Source organism: Pseudomonas palleroniana (genome assembly GCF_003031675.1).
Classification (GTDB): Bacteria; Pseudomonadota; Gammaproteobacteria; order Pseudomonadales; family Pseudomonadaceae; genus Aquipseudomonas; species Aquipseudomonas palleroniana.
In genome coordinates this window covers 281,243-302,909 of record NZ_PYWX01000053.1, presented here as the reverse complement: position 1 = coordinate 302,909, position 21,667 = coordinate 281,243, and the positions used below count along the sequence as shown (strand labels likewise).

15 protein-coding genes are annotated in these 21,667 nt (G+C 59.9%); 12 read left to right on the top strand and 3 right to left on the bottom strand.

Features of this window, described 5'->3' with window-relative positions:
- Nucleotides 1–33 precede the first annotated feature (33 nt).
- From C9383_RS19415 to C9383_RS19360, 12 genes are all read left to right on the top strand, one after another.
- A complete protein-coding gene (locus C9383_RS19415; protein ID WP_003176118.1) occupies nt 34–210 on the top strand; it encodes a hypothetical protein in 177 nt (58 codons plus the stop codon).
- Entirely contained in the window at nt 194–3,148 is a 2,955-nt protein-coding gene (locus tag C9383_RS19410) for a sensor histidine kinase (RefSeq protein WP_162493816.1), read from the top strand. Before C9383_RS19415 ends, C9383_RS19410 begins: the two co-directional genes overlap by 17 nt.
- A gap of 22 nt (nt 3,149–3,170) precedes the next feature.
- Nucleotides 3,171–4,610, top strand: coding sequence for a sigma-54-dependent transcriptional regulator (locus tag C9383_RS19405; RefSeq protein WP_060752248.1), 1,440 nt, complete (start codon nt 3,171–3,173; stop codon nt 4,608–4,610).
- A gap of 711 nt (nt 4,611–5,321) precedes the next feature.
- Entirely contained in the window at nt 5,322–6,710 is a 1,389-nt protein-coding gene (locus C9383_RS19400; RefSeq protein WP_060752249.1) for a polynucleotide adenylyltransferase PcnB, read from the top strand.
- A 2-nt stretch (nt 6,711–6,712) separates the two neighbouring features.
- Complete coding sequence (gene folK / locus C9383_RS19395) at nt 6,713–7,210, top strand: 2-amino-4-hydroxy-6-hydroxymethyldihydropteridine diphosphokinase (protein ID WP_090365799.1); 498 nt, start codon at nt 6,713–6,715, stop codon at nt 7,208–7,210.
- A gap of 214 nt (nt 7,211–7,424) precedes the next feature.
- Nucleotides 7,425–8,225 carry a 3-methyl-2-oxobutanoate hydroxymethyltransferase gene (panB, locus tag C9383_RS19390; RefSeq protein WP_060752251.1) on the top strand — a complete coding sequence of 267 codons (801 nt, stop codon included), beginning with the start codon at nt 7,425–7,427 and terminating at the stop codon, nt 8,223–8,225.
- The gene (gene panC, locus C9383_RS19385) at nt 8,222–9,073 is read left to right on the top strand and encodes a pantoate--beta-alanine ligase (RefSeq protein ID WP_090365797.1); all 852 of its coding nucleotides are present in this window, start codon (nt 8,222–8,224) and stop codon (nt 9,071–9,073) included. The genes panB and panC overlap by 4 nt, the downstream gene beginning before the upstream one ends.
- A gap of 214 nt (nt 9,074–9,287) precedes the next feature.
- A complete protein-coding gene (gene pgi, locus C9383_RS19380; protein WP_060752253.1) occupies nt 9,288–10,952 on the top strand; it encodes a glucose-6-phosphate isomerase in 1,665 nt (554 codons plus the stop codon).
- 104 nt (nt 10,953–11,056) lie between these two features.
- A complete protein-coding gene (gene acs, locus C9383_RS19375; protein WP_090365796.1) occupies nt 11,057–12,994 on the top strand; it encodes an acetate--CoA ligase in 1,938 nt (645 codons plus the stop codon).
- A gap of 16 nt (nt 12,995–13,010) precedes the next feature.
- Nucleotides 13,011–13,880 (top strand): oxygenase MpaB family protein, encoded by an 870-nt coding sequence (locus C9383_RS19370; RefSeq protein ID WP_090365794.1) that lies wholly within the window; start codon nt 13,011–13,013, stop codon nt 13,878–13,880.
- A 71-nt stretch (nt 13,881–13,951) separates the two neighbouring features.
- A complete protein-coding gene (locus C9383_RS19365) occupies nt 13,952–14,968 on the top strand; it encodes a class I SAM-dependent rRNA methyltransferase (protein ID WP_090365792.1) in 1,017 nt (338 codons plus the stop codon).
- A gap of 87 nt (nt 14,969–15,055) precedes the next feature.
- A complete protein-coding gene (locus C9383_RS19360; protein ID WP_090365791.1) occupies nt 15,056–17,989 on the top strand; it encodes a DUF748 domain-containing protein in 2,934 nt (977 codons plus the stop codon).
- 147 nt (nt 17,990–18,136) lie between these two features.
- On the opposite strand, the gene C9383_RS19355 is transcribed toward C9383_RS19360, so the two are convergent.
- The 3 genes from C9383_RS19355 to rpsO form a co-directional block, all read right to left on the bottom strand.
- Entirely contained in the window at nt 18,137–18,736 is a 600-nt protein-coding gene (locus tag C9383_RS19355) for a BON domain-containing protein (RefSeq protein WP_060752258.1), read from the bottom strand.
- A 298-nt stretch (nt 18,737–19,034) separates the two neighbouring features.
- Nucleotides 19,035–21,140: a polyribonucleotide nucleotidyltransferase gene (gene pnp / locus C9383_RS19350; RefSeq protein ID WP_060752259.1), complete on the bottom strand. Its 2,106-nt coding sequence runs from the start codon at nt 21,138–21,140 to the stop codon at nt 19,035–19,037.
- A 195-nt stretch (nt 21,141–21,335) separates the two neighbouring features.
- Nucleotides 21,336–21,605, bottom strand: a complete 270-nt coding sequence (gene rpsO, locus C9383_RS19345; protein ID WP_003177875.1) for a 30S ribosomal protein S15 — start codon at nt 21,603–21,605, stop codon at nt 21,336–21,338.
- Nucleotides 21,606–21,667: the final 62 nt, after the last annotated feature.

The following is a 21,667-nucleotide window of genomic DNA, read 5'->3' as shown; positions in this document are numbered from 1 at the left end:
ACCATCGCCGCACGTTTTCACACAGAGGCCAACATGTACATCTATCGATTGGTCCTGCTGCTGGTCGTCGGGATCTACCTGTTTTCCCCCGCCATCATGGATTGGTGGATCGACGCCACGGGCGCCTGGTACCGCCCTTATCTGCTGTGGCTGATCCTGATCGTCGTGACTTTCATCCTGCAGAGCCAAAAAGATGCCGATGAGCTTTAGCCTCACCCAGATGCTGCTGATCAGCGCCGCCTACCTGGCCGCGTTGTTCGGCGTCGCCTGGATCAGTGAGCGCGGAATGATTCCGCGGGCGATCATTCGCCATCCGCTGACCTACACCTTGTCCCTGGGCGTCTACGCCAGTGCATGGGCGTTCTACGGCACCGTTGGCCTGGCCTATCAGTACGGTTATGGCTTCCTTTCCAGCTACCTCGGGGTTTCCGGCGCTTTCCTGCTGGCGCCCGTGTTGCTGTATCCGATCCTGAAAATCACCCGCACCTATCAGTTGTCGTCCCTGGCAGACCTGTTTGCCTTTCGCTTTCGCAGCACCTGGGCCGGCGCGCTGACCACCGTATTCATGTTGATTGGCGTCCTTCCCTTGCTGGCCCTGCAGATCCAGGCGGTGGCCGACTCCATCAGCATCCTGACCCGCGAGCCGGTGCAGCATCGCGTTGCCCTGTCCTTCTGTGCGTTGATCACCCTGTTCACGATTTTCTTCGGCTCGCGCCATATTGCCGCCCGTGAAAAACACGAAGGCCTGGTATTCGCGATAGCCTTCGAGTCGGTCATCAAACTGATCGCCATCGGTGGCGTCGGCCTCTACGCGCTGTATGGCGTGTTCGACGGCCCGCAACAGTTGGAGCTGTGGCTGCTGCAAAACCAGACCGCCCTCGCCGCCCTGCACACGCCCTTGCAGGAGGGCCCGTGGCGCACGCTGCTGCTGGTGTTCTTCGCCTCGGCGATCGTGATGCCGCACATGTACCACATGACCTTCACCGAGAACCTCAACCCGCGCTCACTGGTCAGCGCCAGTTGGGGCTTGCCGCTGTTCCTGTTGCTGATGAGCCTGGCGGTGCCGCTGATTCTGTGGGCCGGCTTGAAGCTGGGGGCCACCACCAACCCGGAATACTTCACCCTCGGCGTCGGTATCGCCGCGAATAACCCGGCCCTGGCGCTACTCGCCTACGTGGGCGGTTTATCGGCGGCCAGCGGCTTGATCATCGTGACCACCCTGGCCCTGTCGGGGATGGCGCTCAACCATCTGGTACTGCCGCTCTACCAGCCGCCCGCCGAAGGCAATATCTACCGCTGGCTGAAATGGACGCGCCGCGCACTGATCGTCGCCATCATCATGGCCGGCTATGGTTTCTACCTGCTGCTGGGCGCCGGGCAAGACCTGGCCAACCTCGGGATCGTCGCGTTCGTCGCCACCTTGCAGTTCCTGCCGGGCGTGTTGTCGGTACTGTATTGGCCCACCGCCAACCGCCGTGGTTTTGTCGCCGGGCTGCTGGCCGGCATCCTGGTGTGGATCGTCACCATGTTGTTGCCGTTGGTCGGCAACCTCCAGGGTTTCTACATCCCGTTGCTGAATATGATTTACGTGCTGGATGACACCAGCTGGCACATGGCGGCGATCGCGTCCCTGGCCGCCAACGTGCTGATGTTCACCCTGATCTCGCTGTTCACCAACGCCAGCCCCGAAGAAACCAGCGCCGCTGAAGCCTGCGCGGTGGATAACGTACGTCGCCCACAACGCCGCGAGCTGCACGCCGCCTCACCCCAGGAGTTCGCCACGCAACTGGCCAAGCCACTGGGTGCCAAGGCGGCCCAGAAAGAAGTCGAACAGGCATTGCGCGATCTCTACCTGCCGTTCGACGAGCGCCGCCCTTATGCGCTGCGCCGCCTGCGTGATCGTATCGAAGCCAACCTTTCCGGCCTCATGGGGCCGAGCGTGTCCCAGGACATGGTCGAAACGTTCTTGCCCTACAAGGCCGGCGGTGAAAACTACGTCACCGAAGACATCCACTTCATCGAGAGCCGGCTGGAGGACTACCACTCACGCCTTACCGGCCTCGCCGCCGAACTCGATGCGCTACGCCGCTACCACCGCCAGACGCTGCAAGAGCTGCCGATGGGCGTGTGCTCCCTGGCCAAGGATCAAGAGATCCTGATGTGGAACAAGGCCATGGAAGAACTCACCGGCATCGCCGCCCAGCGGGTAGTAGGTTCACGCTTGAATACCCTGGGCGAGCCGTGGAAAGAACTGCTGCAAGGCTTCATCAACCTGCCCGACGAACACTTGCACAAGCAGCATCTGGCCCTCGACGGCCAGACCCGCTGGCTCAACCTGCACAAGGCGGCGATTGACGAACCCCTCGCCCCCGGCAACAGCGGCCTGGTGCTACTGGTGGAAGACCTGACCGAAACCCAGATGCTCGAAGACAAACTGGTGCACTCCGAGCGCCTGGCCAGCATCGGCCGACTGGCGGCGGGTGTCGCCCACGAAATCGGCAACCCGATCACCGGTATCGCCTGCCTGGCGCAGAACCTGCGCGAAGAACGCGAAGAAGACGGCGAAATCACCGAGATCAGCGGGCAAATCCTTGAGCAGACCAAACGTGTTTCGCGCATCGTGCAATCGCTGATGAGTTTCGCCCACTCCGGGGCTCATCAGAACCAGGATGAAGCCGTGTGCCTGGCCGAGGTGGCGCAGGATGCCATTGGGCTGCTGGCCTTGAACCGGCGCAATTTCGAAGTACAGTTTTTCAATCTGTGCGACCCGGATCACTGGGTCGACGGCGACTCCCAACGTCTGGCGCAGGTATTGATCAACCTGCTGTCCAATGCCCGTGACGCATCACCGGCCGGCAGCGCGGTACGTGTCAAGAGCGAGGCTTTCGAGCACACGATCGATCTGATCGTGGAAGACGAGGGCAGCGGCATTCCACAGAACATCATGGACCGATTGTTCGAACCTTTCTTCACCACCAAGGATCCAGGTGAAGGTACCGGTCTGGGCCTTGCACTGGTCTATTCCATCGTTGAAGAGCATTATGGACAAATCACCATCGACAGCCCGGCTGACACCGAAAGCCAACGCGGCACCCGTATCCGGGTGACCTTGCCGCGTCATGTCGAAGCGACGTCCGCTGTGAACTGAGACCGTCGAGAGAATTGAATCAATGCCGCACATTTTGATCGTCGAAGACGAAACCATTATCCGCTCTGCCTTGCGTCGCCTGCTTGAACGTAATCAGTATCAGGTCAGCGAAGCCGGCTCGGTGCAGGAAGCCCAAGAGCGATTCAGCATTCCCACGTTCGACCTGATTGTCAGTGACCTGCGTCTGCCGGGCGCACCGGGCACCGAGCTGATCAAGCTGGGCCAGGGCACCCCGGTGCTGATCATGACCAGCTACGCCAGCCTGCGCTCGGCGGTGGACTCCATGAAGATGGGCGCGGTGGACTACATCGCCAAGCCCTTCGACCACGACGAGATGCTCCAGGCCGTGGCCCGTATCCTGCGCGACCGGCAGTCGGCCGGCAGTGCGCAGGCCGAAGCGCGCCCCGCCGGCAAGGCCGCCAACGGCGCGGACAAACCTGGGGTCGACAACAGCAATGGCGAGATCGGCATCATCGGCTCGTGCCCACCGATGCAGGACCTTTACAGCAAGATCCGCAAGGTCGCGCCGACCGACTCCAATGTATTGATCCAGGGCGAATCGGGCACCGGTAAAGAACTGGTGGCCCGTGCGCTGCACAACCTGTCCAAGCGCGCCAAGGCACCGATGATTTCGGTGAACTGCGCGGCGATCCCCGAGTCGCTGATCGAGTCCGAACTGTTCGGCCACGAGAAAGGCGCGTTCACTGGCGCCAGCGCCGGGCGTGCGGGCCTGGTGGAAGCGGCGGACGGCGGCACCTTGTTCCTCGACGAAATCGGCGAACTGCCCCTGGAAGCCCAGGCGCGATTGCTGCGGGTACTGCAGGAAGGCGAGATTCGTCGCGTCGGCTCGGTGCAGTCACAGAAGGTCGACGTGCGATTGATCGCCGCGACCCACCGTGACCTCAAGAGCCTGGCCAAGATCGGCCAGTTCCGGGAAGACTTGTATTACCGCCTGCACGTCATCGCCCTCAAGCTGCCCGCGCTGCGCGAGCGTGGTGCCGACGTCAACGAAATCGCCAACGCGTTCCTGCTGCGTCAAAGTGCGCGCATCAACCGCACCGACCTGAAATTCGCCGCGGACGCCGAGCAGGCGATTCGGCATTACTCGTGGCCGGGTAACGTGCGAGAGCTGGAAAACGCTGTCGAGCGTGCGGTGATCCTGTCGGAAAGCCCGGAAATTTCCGCTGAACTGCTGGGCATCGATATCGAACTCAGCGATCTGGAAGATGATGACTTCCTCGACCTGGCTCCACAGGCGGGCGGCGGTAGCAATACCAGCCATGAGCCGACGGAAGATTTGTCACTGGAAGACTACTTCCAGCATTTCGTCCTGGAGCATCAGGACCACATGACCGAGACCGAACTGGCCCGCAAGCTTGGCGTGAGCCGCAAGTGCTTGTGGGAACGGCGCCAGCGCCTGGGTATTCCACGGCGCAAGACCGGGGTGGCCAGCGAAAGCTGAGTATGCGCGCCTGCGGGTAACACCCTCAGATGTGAAAAAACTGTTACCGCAGAATTTTTACGTAACAAAAGCCGGGGCTTACGGTAACGAAGCCCCGGCTTTTTTTCGTCCGAAAAAACCTCGAAAACCCACCAACCCCCCGTTTTTGCTGGGCGGTGCAAAAGTTGGCACGCACCCTGCTATATGCTTAGTACAAAAACAATAACAAGCTTTGTACAAGACAATAAAAATAAGACGAATCGACTCACGCATAACAAAAACAACACGGCGGAGGCGCAGCTAACTGATTCTTTTGGAGAGGCGTTGCATTTGGGGCTTGCCCCGCAACCAGGCCGAGAACAACAAAAAACTGCCCTAAGGCAGAGCCTGAACTGGTTGGATCGTAGATCAGCAACACAGCGACCAAAGCAATCCGTTTGCTCTTGACTCCCGATTGGGAGTGTCATGAAGGTAAAGCTTCCTGACGAGGGCGATCAACAAAAACAAGAAGCCCGCAATCAATAATAAAAATAGAGCACGCAACTACTTCTGGGGGAGCTTCGGCTCCCCTTGTAGTTTCCGGCGTTTAGCTTGAGCGCTCTGACGATTTAAGGCTTATGGCGCAAGGCCGCAGCTTGTTCCTACACCATCCCCCGACTAAATGCTAGAATCCCCGCCCATCATGCGGTCATTCTTCGTTATGGCCGAACATTCCTTCAAACAGTGCATCCCATGCTGAAGAAGTTGTTCCAGTCATTCCGTTCTCCCTTGCGTCGTACGCAACACAAACGCAGCACGCCTGAAGTGCTCAACAGCAGCCAGCATTCGCTGCAACGCGCTCAATTCAGCCGTTATGCGGTGAATATCGTCGAACGGCTGCAGAACGCCGGCTACCAGGCTTATCTGGTGGGTGGGTGCGTACGCGACATGCTGCTCAATATCACGCCCAAGGACTTCGACGTCGCCACCAGCGCCACGCCTGAGCAAGTGCGCGCCGAGTTTCGCAATGCGCGAATCATCGGCCGACGCTTCAAGCTGGTGCACATCCACTTTGGTCGCGAGATCATCGAGGTCGCGACGTTCCGTGCCAATCACCCGCAAAACGACGAGGAGGAAGACACCAACCAGTCTTCCCGCAACGAGAGCGGGCGCATTCTGCGGGACAACGTCTATGGCACCCTGGAAGAAGACGCGCAACGCCGCGACTTCACCATCAACGCCCTGTATTACGACCCGGTCAGCGAGCGCATTCTCGATTACGCCAATGGCGTCCATGACATTCGCAATAACCTGATTCGCCTGATCGGCGATCCGGTCCAGCGCTACCAGGAAGACCCGGTCCGTATGCTGCGCGCGGTGCGCTTTGCCGCCAAGCTGAACTTCGGTATCGAGAAGCACACGGCCGCGCCGATTCGTGAACTGGCGCCAATGTTGCGCGAGATTCCTTCCGCGCGCCTGTTCGAAGAAGTGCTCAAGCTGTTCCTCTCGGGCTACGCCGCCGACACGTTCGAAATGCTGGTCGACCTGCAGTTGTTCGACCCACTGTTCCCGGCCAGCGCCGAGGCCCTGGAATACAACCCGACCTACACCCACACGTTGATCAGCGAAGCGCTGATCAACACCGACCTGCGTATCAAGCAGAACAAGCCGGTAACCCCGGCGTTCCTGTTTGCCGCCCTGTTGTGGCCTGCCCTGCCCAAGCGTGTACTGCGCCTGCAAGAGCGCGGCATGCCGCCGATTCCTGCCATGCAGGAAGCCGCTCACGAGCTGATCGCCGAGCAGTGCCAGCGCATCGCCATCCCGAAACGCTTCACCATGCCGATCCGCGAGATCTGGGACATGCAGGAACGCCTGCCACGCCGCAGCGGCAAACGCGCCGACCTGCTGCTGGACAACCCGCGTTTCCGCGCCGGCTACGACTTCCTGTTGCTGCGCGAAAGCGCTGGGGAACAGACCGACGGTCTGGGCGAATGGTGGACTGACTATCAGGACGCCAATGACAGCCAGCGCCGCGACATGATTCGCGACCTCGGCAGCAAAGGTGACACAGAAGGCCCGAAAAAACGTCGCCGCAGCGGTGCCAAACGCAAGCGCAGCGGCGCCGATGCCGCAGGCGAATAACCGTGGAACGCATCTACATCGGCATGGGCAGCAACCTCGCTGCCCCGCAGCAGCAATTGCGCAACGCCTTGCAGGCGTTGGCGCTATTACCTGGTACCACCCTCGCAGGGGTATCGGCGTTCTATCAAAGTGACTCCCTGCTCCCAGGCCAGCAGCGCTACACCAATGCCGTTGCGGCGCTGGACAGCAGCCTGGCGCCACTGGAGCTGCTGGATGCGCTGCAAGCCATCGAGCACAACCAGGGCCGCGAACGCCTGGAACGCTGGGGGCCGCGCACGCTGGACCTGGACATCGTGCTGTTTGGCGATCGCCTGATCGACGAGCCCCGCCTGAAAGTACCGCACTACCAGATGCATGTTCGACCGTTCGTGCTGTACCCATTGGCGGAATTGGCCCCTGCCGATCTGCAACTGCCGGATGGCCAGCGACTCAGCGCGCTGCTTGAAGCTTGCCCGTTTGTCGGCCTGGAGCGCCTGCCTGCGGCTGAATCGCATCAGTAACACGGGTAACACTCCACTCGTAACAATGCGGTAACACATCCAATTGACTTCCCGTGTCCTCCTCACGACTATAGGCGTCCCGCCGCCGCCAACCCGGCGCTGAAGGGCGCAATCCAGGCCATATAAGCACTGCTTTCAAGACAGTGCGCCTGTATAAACGAAGACTCACGCGCGTTACTCGCTGTTTCCAAGCGCCTGAACGAGGACCCTTTTCATGCCAAGCATTACCCTGACCACCTTGCAGAGCCTCAAGCTCAAGGGTGAAAAAATCACCATGCTGACCTGCTACGACGCCACCTTCGCCCACGTCAGCTGCCAGGCCGGGGTCGAGGTGCTCCTGGTGGGCGACTCCCTGGGCATGGTTCTTCAAGGGAATGACAGCACCCTGCCGGTGACCACCGATGAACTGGCCTACCACACCGCCAGCGTCAAGCGCGGTAACGACGGCGCGTTCATCATCGCCGACCTGCCATTCATGGCTTACGCCACCCCCGAGCAGACCTTCCAGAACGCCGGCAAACTCATGCAAGCCGGTGCACACATGGTCAAGATCGAGGGCGCCGTATGGCTCGCCGACTCGATTCGCCTGCTGGCTGAGCGCGGAGTTCCGGTGTGTGTGCACATGGGGCTGACGCCGCAGTCGGTGAACATCCTCGGCGGCTACAAGGTTCAAGGCCGCAATGAAGCCCAGGCGCGCCAGATGCGCGCCGATGCCATTGCCCTGGAACAGGCCGGCGCGGCGATGATCGTGCTGGAGTGCGTACCGAGCGAACTGGCCGCAGAAATCACCCAAGCCGTCAAAGTGCCGGTGATCGGCATTGGTGCCGGGTCCGCGACCGATGGTCAGGTACTGGTGGTGCACGACATGCTTGGCCTGTCCATAAGCGGCCATGTGCCCAAGTTCGTAAAGAACTTCATGGACGGCCAGGACAGCATCCAGGCAGCACTGAGCGCCTACGTTCGTGAAGTCAAAGCAGTCACCTTCCCAGGCGCCGAACACGGGTTCTCTGCATGAACACTGTCAAGACCGTACGTGAACTGCGGGCCGCCGTGACCCACGCGCGCAGCGCCGGCAAGCGCATCGGCTTCGTGCCGACCATGGGGAACCTGCACAGCGGCCATGCCACCCTGGTCACCAAGGCGGCTCAGCAGTCGGACTTCGTGGTCGCGAGTATCTTCGTCAACCCGCTGCAATTCGGCGCCGGCGAAGATTTGGACAAATACCCTCGCACCCTCGCCGCCGACCAGGAAAAACTGCTGCAAGCCGGCTGCAACCTGCTGTTTGCACCGACCGTCGAGGAAATGTACCCAGGCGGCATGACGGGCCAGACCCGCGTCAGCGTCCCGCAGTTGTCCGAAGGCCTGTGCGGGACCAGCCGCCCCGGGCACTTCGAAGGCGTGGCGACGGTGGTCAGCAAGCTGTTCAACATGGTCCAGCCGGACATGGCCGTATTTGGCCAGAAGGATTACCAGCAGTTGGCGGTGATCCGTGCCATGGTCCATGACCTGAACATGCCGATCCAGATCATCGGCGAGCCCACCGTACGTGCCGAAGACGGCCTCGCGCTGTCTTCGCGCAACGGCTACCTCACCGAGGAACAGCGCGCCATTGCCCCGGTGCTCTATCGCAGCCTCAGCCAGATTGCCGCCTCAATCAATGCCGGTGACAAAGACTTCGCCACGTTGCGTGCCGAACAGGTGCAGCAGATCGAAGCTGCCGGCCTGCGCGTCGACTACCTCGAAGTGCGCCAGGGCGTGCATCTGCGTCCAGCCACGGCCGAGGACCGCGATGTGGTGATTCTGGTAGCCGCCTATCTGGGCGCCACTCGCCTCATCGACAACCTGCATTTGACCCTCAACTGAACACCTTCATTTGCCCTCCTCGCTGGGCCGGTATAAAAAAGTACCGGCTACAGCGCAGACAAAGCCAAGACATATCGACACGCTAGGTTTAATGTAATCGCCCTGCGCTCTTGGTTAGCGCTGTCCGGCATCGGCCGCTTGATCAAAGACAGGACGTTCCGGACTTTGAAGTGTCCTAAAGGCAGTCCCCGTAATAAAAAGGAAACCCGCAGCGATGGCGTACTACCGCACTCCTCATGACGTTACCGCTCTGCCCGCCTGGCAAGCGCTCAATCAACATCGCCAAGCCATGCAGGATTTCAGCATGCGCGAGGCATTCAATGCCGATCCCCAGCGCTTTTCCCAATTCACTTTGAGCAGCTGCGGGCTTTTCCTCGATTACTCGAAAAACCTGATCACTCGCGAAACCCGTGACCTGCTGGTGGGCCTGGCCAACGAAGTCGGCCTCAAGGACGCGATCAACTCGTTGTTCGCCGGTGAGCCGGTCAACTCGTCCGAAGGCCGACCTGCCCTGCACACCGCCCTGCGCCGCCCGGTGGGCGACAAATTGTCGGTCAACGGCGTGAACATCATGCCGGACGTGCACAAGGTGCTGAACCAGATCACGGACCTGGTCGGCCGCATCCACGACGGCCTGTGGCGGGGTTACACCGAGAAGCCGATCACCGACGTGGTGAACATCGGCATCGGTGGCTCGTTCCTCGGCCCGGAGCTGGTCTCCGAAGCGCTGTTGTCCTACGCCCATAAAGGCGTGCGCTGCCATTACCTGGCGAACATCGACGGCAGCGAGTTCCACGAGCTGACCATGAAACTGCGCGCCGAAACCACGCTGTTCATCGTCTCGTCGAAATCCTTCAACACCCTCGAAACCCTGAAAAACGCCCAGGCCGCCCGCGCCTGGTACCTGGCCCAGGGTGGCTCGGAAGCGGAGCTGTACCGCCACTTCATCGCCGTGTCGAGCAACAACGCAGCGGCGGTAGCTTTCGGTATCCGCGAAGAAAACATCTTCCCGATGTGGGACTGGGTCGGCGGCCGTTACTCGCTGTGGTCGGCCATCGGCTTGCCAATCGCCCTGGCCATCGGCATGTCCAACTTCAAGGAACTGCTGTCCGGTGCCTACACCATGGACCAGCACTTCCAGAACGCGCCATTCGAAGCCAACATGCCGGTACTGCTGGGCTTGCTGGGCGTGTGGTACGGCAACTTCTGGGGTGCGCAGAGCCATGCGATCCTGCCGTACGACCACTATCTGCGTAACATCACCAAGCACTTGCAACAGCTGGACATGGAATCCAACGGCAAGAGCGTGCGCCAGGACGGTACACCGGTGTCCACCGATACCGGCCCGGTGATCTGGGGTGGCGTAGGCTGCAACGGTCAACACGCTTACCACCAGTTGCTGCACCAAGGGACCCAACTGATCCCGGCCGACTTCATCGTGCCGATCGTCAGCTTCAACCCGGTGTCCGACCACCATCAGTGGCTGTACGCCAACTGCCTGTCCCAGAGCCAGGCATTGATGCTGGGCAAAACCCGCAGCGAAGCCGAAGCCGAACTGCGCGACAAGGGCCTCCCGGAAGCCGAAGTACAGAAACTGGCTCCGCACAAGGTGATCCCGGGCAACCGCCCAAGCAACACCCTCGTGGTTGAACGCATCAGCCCGCGCCGCCTGGGCGCCCTGGTGGCGATGTATGAACACAAAGTGTTCGTGCAAAGCGTGATCTGGGGCATCAACGCCTTCGACCAATGGGGCGTGGAGCTGGGTAAAGAGCTGGGCAAAGGCGTCTACAACCGCCTGACCGGCACCGAAGAGACCTCCGCCGAGGACGCTTCGACCCAGGGCCTGATCAACTACTTCCGTGGTCGTCACCGCGGCTGATAGCGGTAATACAGGGCCAACGTCCGCTTGGACGTTGGCCTTGAACCCTCCCCCCACAGGGTGCATCTTTATGACTTGTCGCAAAACAAGAATAAGGAGCGCTCATGTTCGATATCAGCCAGTATCCCCACGCCGATGCCGTCCGCCGGGCTGCGCAACTCAGTCAAGAGGACTACCAGCGCCTCTATCGTCAATCCATCGAGCAACCCGATGCCTTCTGGGCTGAACAAGCCAAGGGCTTTCTCGACTGGATCACCCCCTGGCATACCGTGCACAGCGCCGATATCCGCAGCGGCGCCGCCCAATGGTTCGCCGGCGGCCAACTGAACGTCAGTTACAACTGTATCGACCGTCACCTGGCACAACGTGCCGATCAACCGGCCTTCATCTGGGAAGGCGATGATCCTGCCCATGCTTGCAGCATTACCTACCGCCAACTCCACCAGAAGGTCAGCCGCCTGGCCAACGTACTGAAAAGCCGTGGCGTGAAGAAAGGCGACCGGGTGTGCATCTACATGCCGATGATTCCCGAGGCCGCCTACGCCATGCTGGCCTGCACGCGAATCGGGGCCGTGCACTCGGTCGTGTTTGGCGGGTTCTCGCCGGATGCCCTGCGCGACCGCATTCTCGACGCCGACTGCCGCACCGTGATAACCGCCGATGAAGGCGTACGCGGCGGCAAGCCGATCGCACTGAAGAAGAATGTCGACAAAGCCCTGGCCAGTTGCCCGAACGTCAGCACGGTGCTGGTGGTACAACGCACGGGCGCTGCCGTGAACTGGAGCGAAGGCCGTGACCTTGCGTACCAGCAAGCCCTGGATACCGCCAGCGAGCACTGCCCGCCCGAGCCGATGGATGCCGAAGACCCATTGTTCATCCTCTACACCTCCGGCAGCACCGGCAAACCCAAGGGCGTCCTGCACACCACCGGAGGCTACCTGCTGCAGGCGGCGATGACCTTCAAATACGTGCTCGATTACCGCGACGGCGAAGTGTTCTGGTGCACGGCCGACGTGGGTTGGGTCACCGGGCACAGTTACATCGTGTACGGTCCGCTGGCCAACGGCGCCACCTCGCTGATGTTCGAAGGCGTGCCGAGCTACCCCGACAGTTCGCGCTTCTGGCAGGTGATCGACAAACACCAGGTCAATATCTTCTATACCGCTCCCACCGCGCTGCGCGCCCTGATGCGTGAAGGCCACGGCCCGCTGGAGCACACCTCACGCGCCAGCCTGCGCCTGCTGGGCAGCGTCGGCGAGCCGATCAACCCGGAAGCCTGGGATTGGTATTTCAACGCGGTGGGCGAGCAGCGCTGCCCGATTGTGGATACCTGGTGGCAGACAGAAACCGGCGGCATCATGCTCAGCCCACTGGTCAGCGCTCAGCGCATCAAACCCGGCTGTGCGACCCGGCCAATGTTTGGCGTACACCCCGTGCTGCTGGACGAGCACGGCAAGGAACTCAGCGGCGCCGGCAGCGGCATTCTCGCGATCAAAGCCAGCTGGCCGGGGCAGATCCGCAGCGTCTACGGCGACCCGCAGCGCATGATCGACACCTATTTCAAACCTTACCCCGGCTACTACTTCACCGGCGACGGCGCACGCCGCGATGAAGATGGCGACTATTGGATCACTGGACGCATCGATGACGTGATCAATGTCTCCGGGCATCGTATCGGTACCGCCGAGGTGGAAAGCGCCCTGGTGCTGCATGACCAGGTGGCCGAGGCCGCAGTGGTGGGCTACCCCCATGATGTCAAAGGCCAGGGCATCTACGCGTTCGTTACGCCGATGAATGGCGTGGAACCCAGCGACGCCTTGAAGCAACACCTGCTGGACCTGGTAAGCCAGGAAATCGGCAGCTTTGCCAAGCCGGAACTGATCCAATGGGCGCCGGCCTTGCCGAAAACCCGCTCGGGCAAGATCATGCGACGCATATTGCGCAAGATCGCCTGCAACGAACTGGACAGCCTCGGTGATACCTCGACCCTGGCCGACCCCAGCGTCGTGGACGGCCTGATCGACAAACGCCTGAACCGATAGGAAACCCCGAGTCGCCATGGAATTTATCCGCAGCCGCATCGAATCCCAACTGATGAGCCTGACCGGCCTGTCACTGGGCCAGCTGGACCTGGAAAACCCCAAGGGCGATCCGGGCCTGTTCGGGCCGAACTCGGTGAGCTGGCAAGTGCATGGCGACTTCAGCAGCATGCTCATCGGCGGCATCAGTGCATTGATGCTGCAAGCCTTGCATCCCCTGGCGCTGGCCGGCGTGTGGGACCACTCGAATTTCCGCCAGGACATGCTCGGGCGCCTGCGCCGGACCTCGCAGTTTATTTCCGGCACCACCTTCGGCTCGCGTAAAGATGCCGAATGGCTGATCGAAAAAGTCCGCACCATTCACCTGCAAGTGGTCGGGCATGCCCCGGACGGGCGGCCCTATGCGGCCAGCGACCCGGAGCTGTTGACCTGGGTGCATGTGGCTGAGGTCAGCAACTTCCTGGCCGCGCACCTGCGTTATTGCAACCCGCATCTGTCGGGGCGTGATCAGGATCGTTACTACAGCGAAATCGCCTTGGTCGCCGAACGGCTGGGCGCCAGGCATGTGCCGCGTTCACGGCAGGACGTTTCAGATTATCTGGCACGCATACGTCCGCAGTTGCTGTGCGACGAACGCAGCCGTGAAGTGCTGCGCCTGCTGCTCAATGCTCCCGCCCCAAGCACCCTGGCCAAACCCTTCGGCAGCCTGATGATGCAAGCCGGGATCGACCTGCTACCGGACTGGGCCAGTACCCTGCTTGAACAACACCAGAGCCCGCTGCAGCGTCAGATGATCCGCGCGGGGGTCAAGCGCAGCGCGCCGCTGCTGCGTTGGGCAATGCGCAATGGTTCGGTGCAACGCGCCCATCGACGGATGGGGCTGATGTAGGCCGGCGCCTATAGCTGTTAAACTCCGCGCCCACCTTTACCCCCATTGACCCAGCACGCAAGGCGCGTTCCATGTATTCCCTGAATCAGGCGCTGCGCGCCGCCCTCGATCAACGCCAAGACCTGATCCATGAGCTGCACGCCCAAGGCACTGACTGCTACCGGTTGTTCCACGGCAGCCAGGAAGGCGCCGGCGGCCTGACCATCGACCGCTATGGCCCGCAATTGCTGGTGCAGAGTTTTCACCAGCCGTTGGAAACGGCCGAGTTGCTGGACATGCATCAACTGATCAATCAGTTCATGGGGTTGGAATTGCTGCTGGTGTACAACGACCGCTCCCGGGGCAATTCACGGATCGACCGCGAAGACACCGTGTATCGCGCCGAACCTGCGGCACTGGAAGACCTGGTCGGCCATGAGTGGGGCCTCAACTACCGCGTGCGCGGGCGCCATGCCGGGCAAGACCCGCTGCTGTTCCTCGACTTGCGCAATACCCGCGGCTGGGTCAAGGACCACAGCGCCGGCAAGAGCGTGCTGAACCTGTTCGCCTACACCTGCGGCGTGGGCTTGAGCGCCGCCGCCGGTGGCGCACGCGAGGTGTGCAACCTGGACTTCGCCGAGGGCAACCTGGCAGTCGGTCGTGAAAACGGCCTGCTGAACCCGCAGCTGCCGAGCATGCAGTTCGTGCAGTCCGATTACTTCCCGGCCATCCGCCAACTGGCGGGTTTGCCGATTACCCAGCGGCGTGGGCAAAAACTGCCGAGTTATCCACGCCTTGAGCCGCGCCAATATGACCTGGTATTGCTCGACCCACCGGCCTGGGCCAAGAGCGCCTTCGGCACCGTCGACCTGTTGCGCGACTATCAAAGCCTGCTCAAGCCTGCACTGCTGGCCACCGCCGACAACGGCGTGCTGATCTGCTGCAATAACCTGGCAAAAGTCAGCATGGACGATTGGCGCGAGCAGGTGCTGCGCTGCGCCGAAAAAGCCGGCCGCCCGGTACGCGACTGGCAGATCATGACACCGGGGGCGGATTTTCCCTCACAGGACCAACAGCCACCGCTGAAGACCCTGATCCTGCAACTGTAGGCCTTATCCCAATAGCCCCGGTTCTTCGGAACCGAAATCCCGTGCCATACTCCAAGGCACTCTCGTTCGATATAGATGCCGCCACCCATGCCCAAAGGATTGATTCGCGCCATCGGCGCCGTGTTGACTGCTCTTGCTCTGTACAGCTTGCTGGGCTTCCTGATTTTGCCGGGCATCGCCCTTCGGATCGCCAATCAACAGCTGGCCAATTACGCCACGGTGCCGGCACGCCTCGAGCGTCTCGAACTCAACCCGTTCAGCCTGGAAGTCACGGCATGGGGCCTGCAGATCGGCGAACCGGGCAAGGAACAGGTCGGTTTCGAACGCCTTTACGCCAACCTGCAGATCGACAGTCTCTGGACTCGCGCCCTGCACCTGGCCGATGTCCAGTTGGACAAGCCCAAGACCGAGTTGCTGTTCGACAAGTCCGGCCAACTGAACCTCGCGCAGTTGTTCAAACTGCCGCCGAGCGAACCCACTCCAGCCGACCCGAACGCCAAACCATTCCCTTTGCGCATCGACAGCATCAAGCTGGCGAGCGGTTATGTGCACTTCCAAGACCTGCGCCCCAGCGAGGCCATCGAGTTTCTCTACGACAAACTCGACTTCGAGCTGAAAAACCTCAGCACCTTGCCCGAAGACAACGCGGACATGACCTTGGTGGCCGCAGGGCCTCAAGGCGGGCAGATCGACTGGAAAGGTAATTTCAGCCTGGTACCGATCACGTCCGAGGGCACGCTGAAAGTCACCGATGGCAAGATGAAAGCCTGGTGGCCCTATGTCCGTGACGCCTTGCCGCTGGTGCTGGAAGACGGCGTGCTGAACTTCAGCACCGAGTACACGTTCAGCCTGGCCAAGGAAACCGAACTGAAACTGACCAATACCGCGGCCAGCATCGCGCCCTTTGCAATCAAGGCCCCGGACGGACGCCCATTGGCACGCCTGGAGCGCCTGGACGTCAGCGAGACCACGGTAGACCTGGCCAAGCAGCAAGTGGTGGTTGGCAAGATCCGCAGTAACAAGCTGGAAACCTGGGCGGCCCGCGAGGCTGACGGGCAATTGGACTGGCAGAAACTGTTCGCCAGCCAACCGAGCAAACCGGCCAAGGCCCCGGAGCCGGCAGCCGCGCCGGCCACTGCCGACTCGCCAAAAGCTGAACCCGCAGCCCCAAGCAAACCCTGGCAAGTGCTGCTCAAGGACGTGCAACTGCGTAATTACCAGGTGCACCTGGCTGACCGCGCGGCCAAGCCTGCGGTAGCGCTGGAGCTGGGCCCGTTGAACGTCGACATGCAGAACTTCGACAGCCTCAACCAGAGTCCCTTTACCCTGAAGGTCGACAGCGGCCTGGGCAAGCAAGGCAAGATCCAGGCAACCGGCGAGGTCAACCTCAACCCGGTCAGCGCCAAGCTGAAAGTGAATACCCAGGACATCGACCTGCGGGTCGCCCAGGCCTATATCAGCCCATTCATTCGTTTGGAACTGCGCAGCGGCATGCTGGGCAGCAACCTGGATGTAAACCTCAAAAGCACCGCACCGCTGGCGTTGCAAGTTACCGGTCGCGCGCAAGTCGACCAGTTGCATACGCTGGACACCCTCAAGACCCGCGACTTCGTCAAATGGCAGCGCCTGATACTGGAAGGCGTGAACTATCAGCACGGCGAGAGCCTTTCAATCGACAAGGTCAACCTGCTGCAGCCGTATGCACGCTTCATGATCAACGATGACCGTACCACCAACATCGACGACCTGCTGATACCACAACCGGCCGACAGCGGCGCCAAGTCTGGTGCCAAGCCTGCAGCAAGCAACGAGAAGCCGTTGGGCATTCATATCGGGCAAATTGCGATCAACGATGGCTCGGCCAACTTTGCCGACTTCAGCCTCACACCCAATTTCGCCACGGCCATTCAACAGCTCAACGGGCAGATCGGCACCATCGACAGTCGCCAGGCCAAACCGGCCAGTGTCGACATCAACGGCAAGGTCGACCGCTACGCACCTGTGACCATCAAAGGCAGCGTGAACCCGTTTGATCCCATGGCGGCATTGGATATCGCCACCAGCTTCAAACGGGTCGAACTGACGACATTGACGCCCTACTCAGGCAAGTTCGCCGGTTTCCGCATCCGTAAGGGTCGCCTGAACCTGGACCTGCACTATGTGATTACCAAAGGCCAATTGAAGGCCGAAAACAAAGTGGTGGTTGAACAGCTGCAACTGGGCGAGAAAGTCGACAGTGCCGACGCCGTGGATTTGCCGATTCGCCTGGCGATCGCGTTGCTCAAAGACAGCGACGGCAAAATCTCTATCGAACTGCCGGTGAGCGGTGATTTGAACAACCCGCAATTCAGCGTAATGCCGATTGTGTGGCAGACCCTGCGCAACCTGGTGGTACGCGCGGCAACAGCACCATTCAAATTCATTGGTGGGCTGATCACCGGCAGCGGCTCGGAAGACCTCGGCAGTGTGTCCTTTGCCGCAGGTTCCAGTGAGTTGAGCAAAGATGCAGAAGGCGCCCTGAACACGTTGGCCAAGGCACTCAAAGAGCGCCCTAGCCTGCGCCTGGAAATCGAAGGCACGGCAGCGGCCAGCAGCGACGGCCCGTTCCTTGCCGCCGAGCGTCTGGAGCGTGAATACCAATACAACTACTACAAGATGCTGCAACGCCGTGGCGACAAAGTCCCGGCCCAAGCCTCGTTGCTGGTTGTACCGGAGAAGGAAAAAGCGCCTTTGCTGGAAGGCATCTACCGCACGCGCCTGAAACAACAACCACCAGCCGAATGGAAAGACCTGAGCAGCGATGAGCGTACTGCCAAGCTCAAAGACGGCGTGATCAAGTTCTGGAGCGCCAGTGATGTGCTGCTGCGCCAACTGGGGCAGGACAGGGCCAGCACCATCAAGGACTATCTGGTGGATAAAGCGAAACTGGAAGATGACCGGGTGTATTTCATTGATGCCAACCTGGGGCAGGCCGAGAAAGACGGCCGCGTAGTGACGCCGATGCATCTGGATGCCGAATAATCTGCCCAAATAGAACAGGCCCCGACACAAGTGCCGGGGCCTGTAATGACCACATCCGTGTGGTCGGTCGCATGAACCTCGGAGGTGCATTGAGTGGATATCTAACTCACGCGCCGCCGCCGCCTAGTTCAGACGATTCATGAAGCGTTACTGAACGGTAAGACCATCAGCCGATACAGATTTAACGCCTTTGATTTTCTTGGTAATCGCTACTGCAGTCTCTTTCTGCGCTTGGGTCAGAGCGGCAGTGGACGACAGCGATACTACGCCGTGGTTGGTTTCGACTTTGATGTCGGTACCAGGAATACCTTTTTCGGTAACCAGGTCGGATTTAACTTTGGTAGTAATCCAGGTATCCGAGGTGCTGGTCTTGGCTTTGTCGATGTTGTCAGCTTTAACTGCGCCGCCTGCCAGCAGGCCATCAGCAGAAACAGCGGTTACACCTTTGATTTTCTTGGTAATGGCTACAGCGGTCGCTTTCTGCGAGTCCGAGATAGCGACTTCGGAGGACAGGGAAACCACGCCTTTGTTGGTTTCAACCTTGATATCCGAACCAGGAATACCTTTCTCGGTCAGCAGATCAGCTTTCACTTTGGTGGTGATCCAGGTGTCCGAAGTAGACTCTTTAGCCTTGGTCATTTCACCGGCCGCCAAAGTCATAGGGGCTTGGGAAGTCTGAGCAAAGGCTACGTTAGCACCCATGGCCAGGGTCAGAGCGGTAGCAGTAGCGAGAGCGAACTTCTTCATACGAGTAACTCCTGTTTTATTGAAAGTCTGCAGCGCATAGACCTTGATGCTGCAGTGTTAACAGGGATATTGCAGGCAGTATGCCAATTCTTGATTCCAGATTAATTCTTTATAAAACAATAACTTATGAAATCAGGATTTTTTCGAAATCGTGCAACTTGCATGAAGTCACTCAGGCCTGCATGCAAGTTGCGGGTTTCAGGATTTACTAAGCGCCTGATTTCCTGACCTTTTCCCACGCGCATAAAAAAAGGACTCCTGAGAGTCCTTTTTTCAGCTTAGCGCTAAGGCTGGGTGGTTAAACGCCCGACGCCTTGGCTGCTGCTACGTCCTTGATGGACAGCTTGATACGGCCGCGGTTGTCCACGTCCAGTACCAGCACTTCCACTTCCTGGCCTTCTTTCAGAATGTCGGTCACTTTCTCGACACGAGCATCGCTCAGCATGGAGATGTGTACCAGACCGTCTTTGCCCGGCAGGATGTTGACGAATGCGCCGAAGTCGACGATGCGCTCAACTTTACCGACGTAGATCTTGCCGATCTCGGCCTCGGCGGTGATGCCCAGAACGCGCTGACGTGCAGCTTCAGCCGCTTCCTTGGTTTCGCCGAAGATCTTGATCGAGCCGTCGTCTTCGATGTCGATCGAAGCCTTGGTTTCTTCACAGATCGCACGAATAGTCGCGCCGCCTTTACCGATGACATCACGGATTTTGTCGGTGTCGATTTTCATCGCGATCATGGTCGGAGCGTTTTCCGACAGTTCGGTACGCGACTGACCAATGATCTGGTTCATCTGGCCGAGGATATTCAGGCGCGCTTCCAGGGCTTGGCCCAGGGCGATTTCCATGATCTCTTCGGTGATGCCTTTGATCTTGATGTCCATCTGCAACGCGGTCACACCTTTGGCGGTACCGGCTACTTTGAAGTCCATGTCGCCCAGGTGGTCTTCGTCACCCAGGATGTCGGTCAGGATGGCGAACTTCTCGCCTTCTTTGACCAGGCCCATGGCGATACCGGCAACCGGCGCCTTCATCGGCACACCAGCGTCCATCAATGCCAGGGAAGCACCGCAAACGGAAGCCATCGAGCTGGAACCGTTGGATTCAGTGATTTCCGACACAACACGGATGGTGTACGGGAACACGTCAGCAGCAGGCAGCATGGCCTGAACCGAACGGCGCGCCAGGCGGCCGTGACCGATTTCGCGACGACCAGCACCACCCATGCGACCGCACTCGCCCACCGAGAACGGAGGGAAGTTGTAGTGCAGCATGAACGGGTCTTTTTTCTCGCCTTCCAGGGTGTCCAGCAGCTGTGCGTCACGGGCAGTACCCAGAGTCGCGACTACCAGGGCCTGGGTTTCACCACGGGTGAACAGAGCCGAACCGTGGGTTTTAGGCAGAACGCCGACTTCGATGTTCAGCGGACGTACGGTGCGAGTGTCACGGCCGTCGATACGTGGCTTGCCGTTAACGATGTTTTCGCGAACGGTACGGTATTCGATTTCACCGAATGCAGCTTTGACGTCGCTGGCGGAAGGCTGGCCTTCTTCACCGGACAGCTTGGCCACAACCTGGTCCTTCAGTTCGCCCAGGCGAGCGTAACGGTCGGCCTTGACGGTGATGGTGTAGGCATCGGAGATCGCAGCACCGAACTCGGAGCGGATAGCGCTCAGCAGTTCAGTCGCTTCAGCCTGTGGAGCCCAGGTCCAGGTTGGCTTGGCAGCTTCGGCAGCCAGCTCGGTGACGGCCTTGATGACAGCCTGGAACTCGTCGTGGGCAAACAGTACAGCGCCCAGCATCTGGTCTTCGGTCAGCTCTTTGGCTTCCGATTCAACCATCAACACGGCTTCCGAAGTACCGGCAACGACCATGTCCAGGCTCGAAGCTTTCAGTTGTTCGTAAGTCGGGTTCAGCAGGTAGCCGGTGCTTTCGTGGAATGCAACGCGAGCAGCGCCGATCGGACCATCGAAAGGAATGCCGGAGATGGCCAGGGCCGCCGAGGTACCGATCATCGCAGCGATGTCCGGATCGGTCTTCTTGCTGGTGGAAACGACGGTGCAGACAACCTGCACTTCGTTCATGAAGCCTTCTGGGAACAGCGGACGAATCGGACGGTCGATCAGTCGGGAAGTCAGGGTTTCTTTCTCGGAAGGACGGCCTTCACGCTTGAAGAAACCGCCAGGAATCTTACCGGCAGCGTAAGTCTTTTCCTGGTAGTGAACGGACAGAGGGAAAAAGCCTTTGCTCGGGTCAGCGGTCTTGGCACCTACAACGGTCACCAATACGGTGACGTCGTCGTCAACGGTAACCAGCACTGCGCCGGAGGCTTGACGGGCGATACGGCCTGTCTCGAGGGTAACGGTCGACTGACCGAACTGGAATTTTTTGATAACCGGGTTCACGGTGTCCTACCTTCTTTGTGGCTCTTGGGGGAACGGGTCTTCTTGCGAAATTCTTGGGCAATGCCGGGAATCGGCCCGACTCTAGTCCAGGGTAAAACGTGTATCCAGATAAAACTTGAGGCTGGGAGCCTGCCATGGGCCAGCGGGAATCCCACTGACACACGGCAGACAACCAACCTCTAGCGCAATCGCTGATTAGCGACGCAGACCCAGGCGACCGATCAGAGTCTGATAACGACCCAGATCCTTGCCTTTCAGGTAGTCCAGCAGCTTACGGCGCTGGTTTACCATGCGGATCAGACCACGACGGGAGTGGTGATCTTTACCGTTGGCCTTGAAGTGACCTTGCAGCTTGTTGATGTTGTGGGTCAGCAGTGCAACTTGCACTTCTGGCGAACCAGTGTCACCAACAGCTTGCTGATAGTCAGCTACGATTTGTGCTTTTTCTTGAACGTCGAGAGCCATGAGGCAATCCTTTTTTTCAGGAAACCACCCAAAGGGCAGTTTCAACAGGCCAGGGACAAATC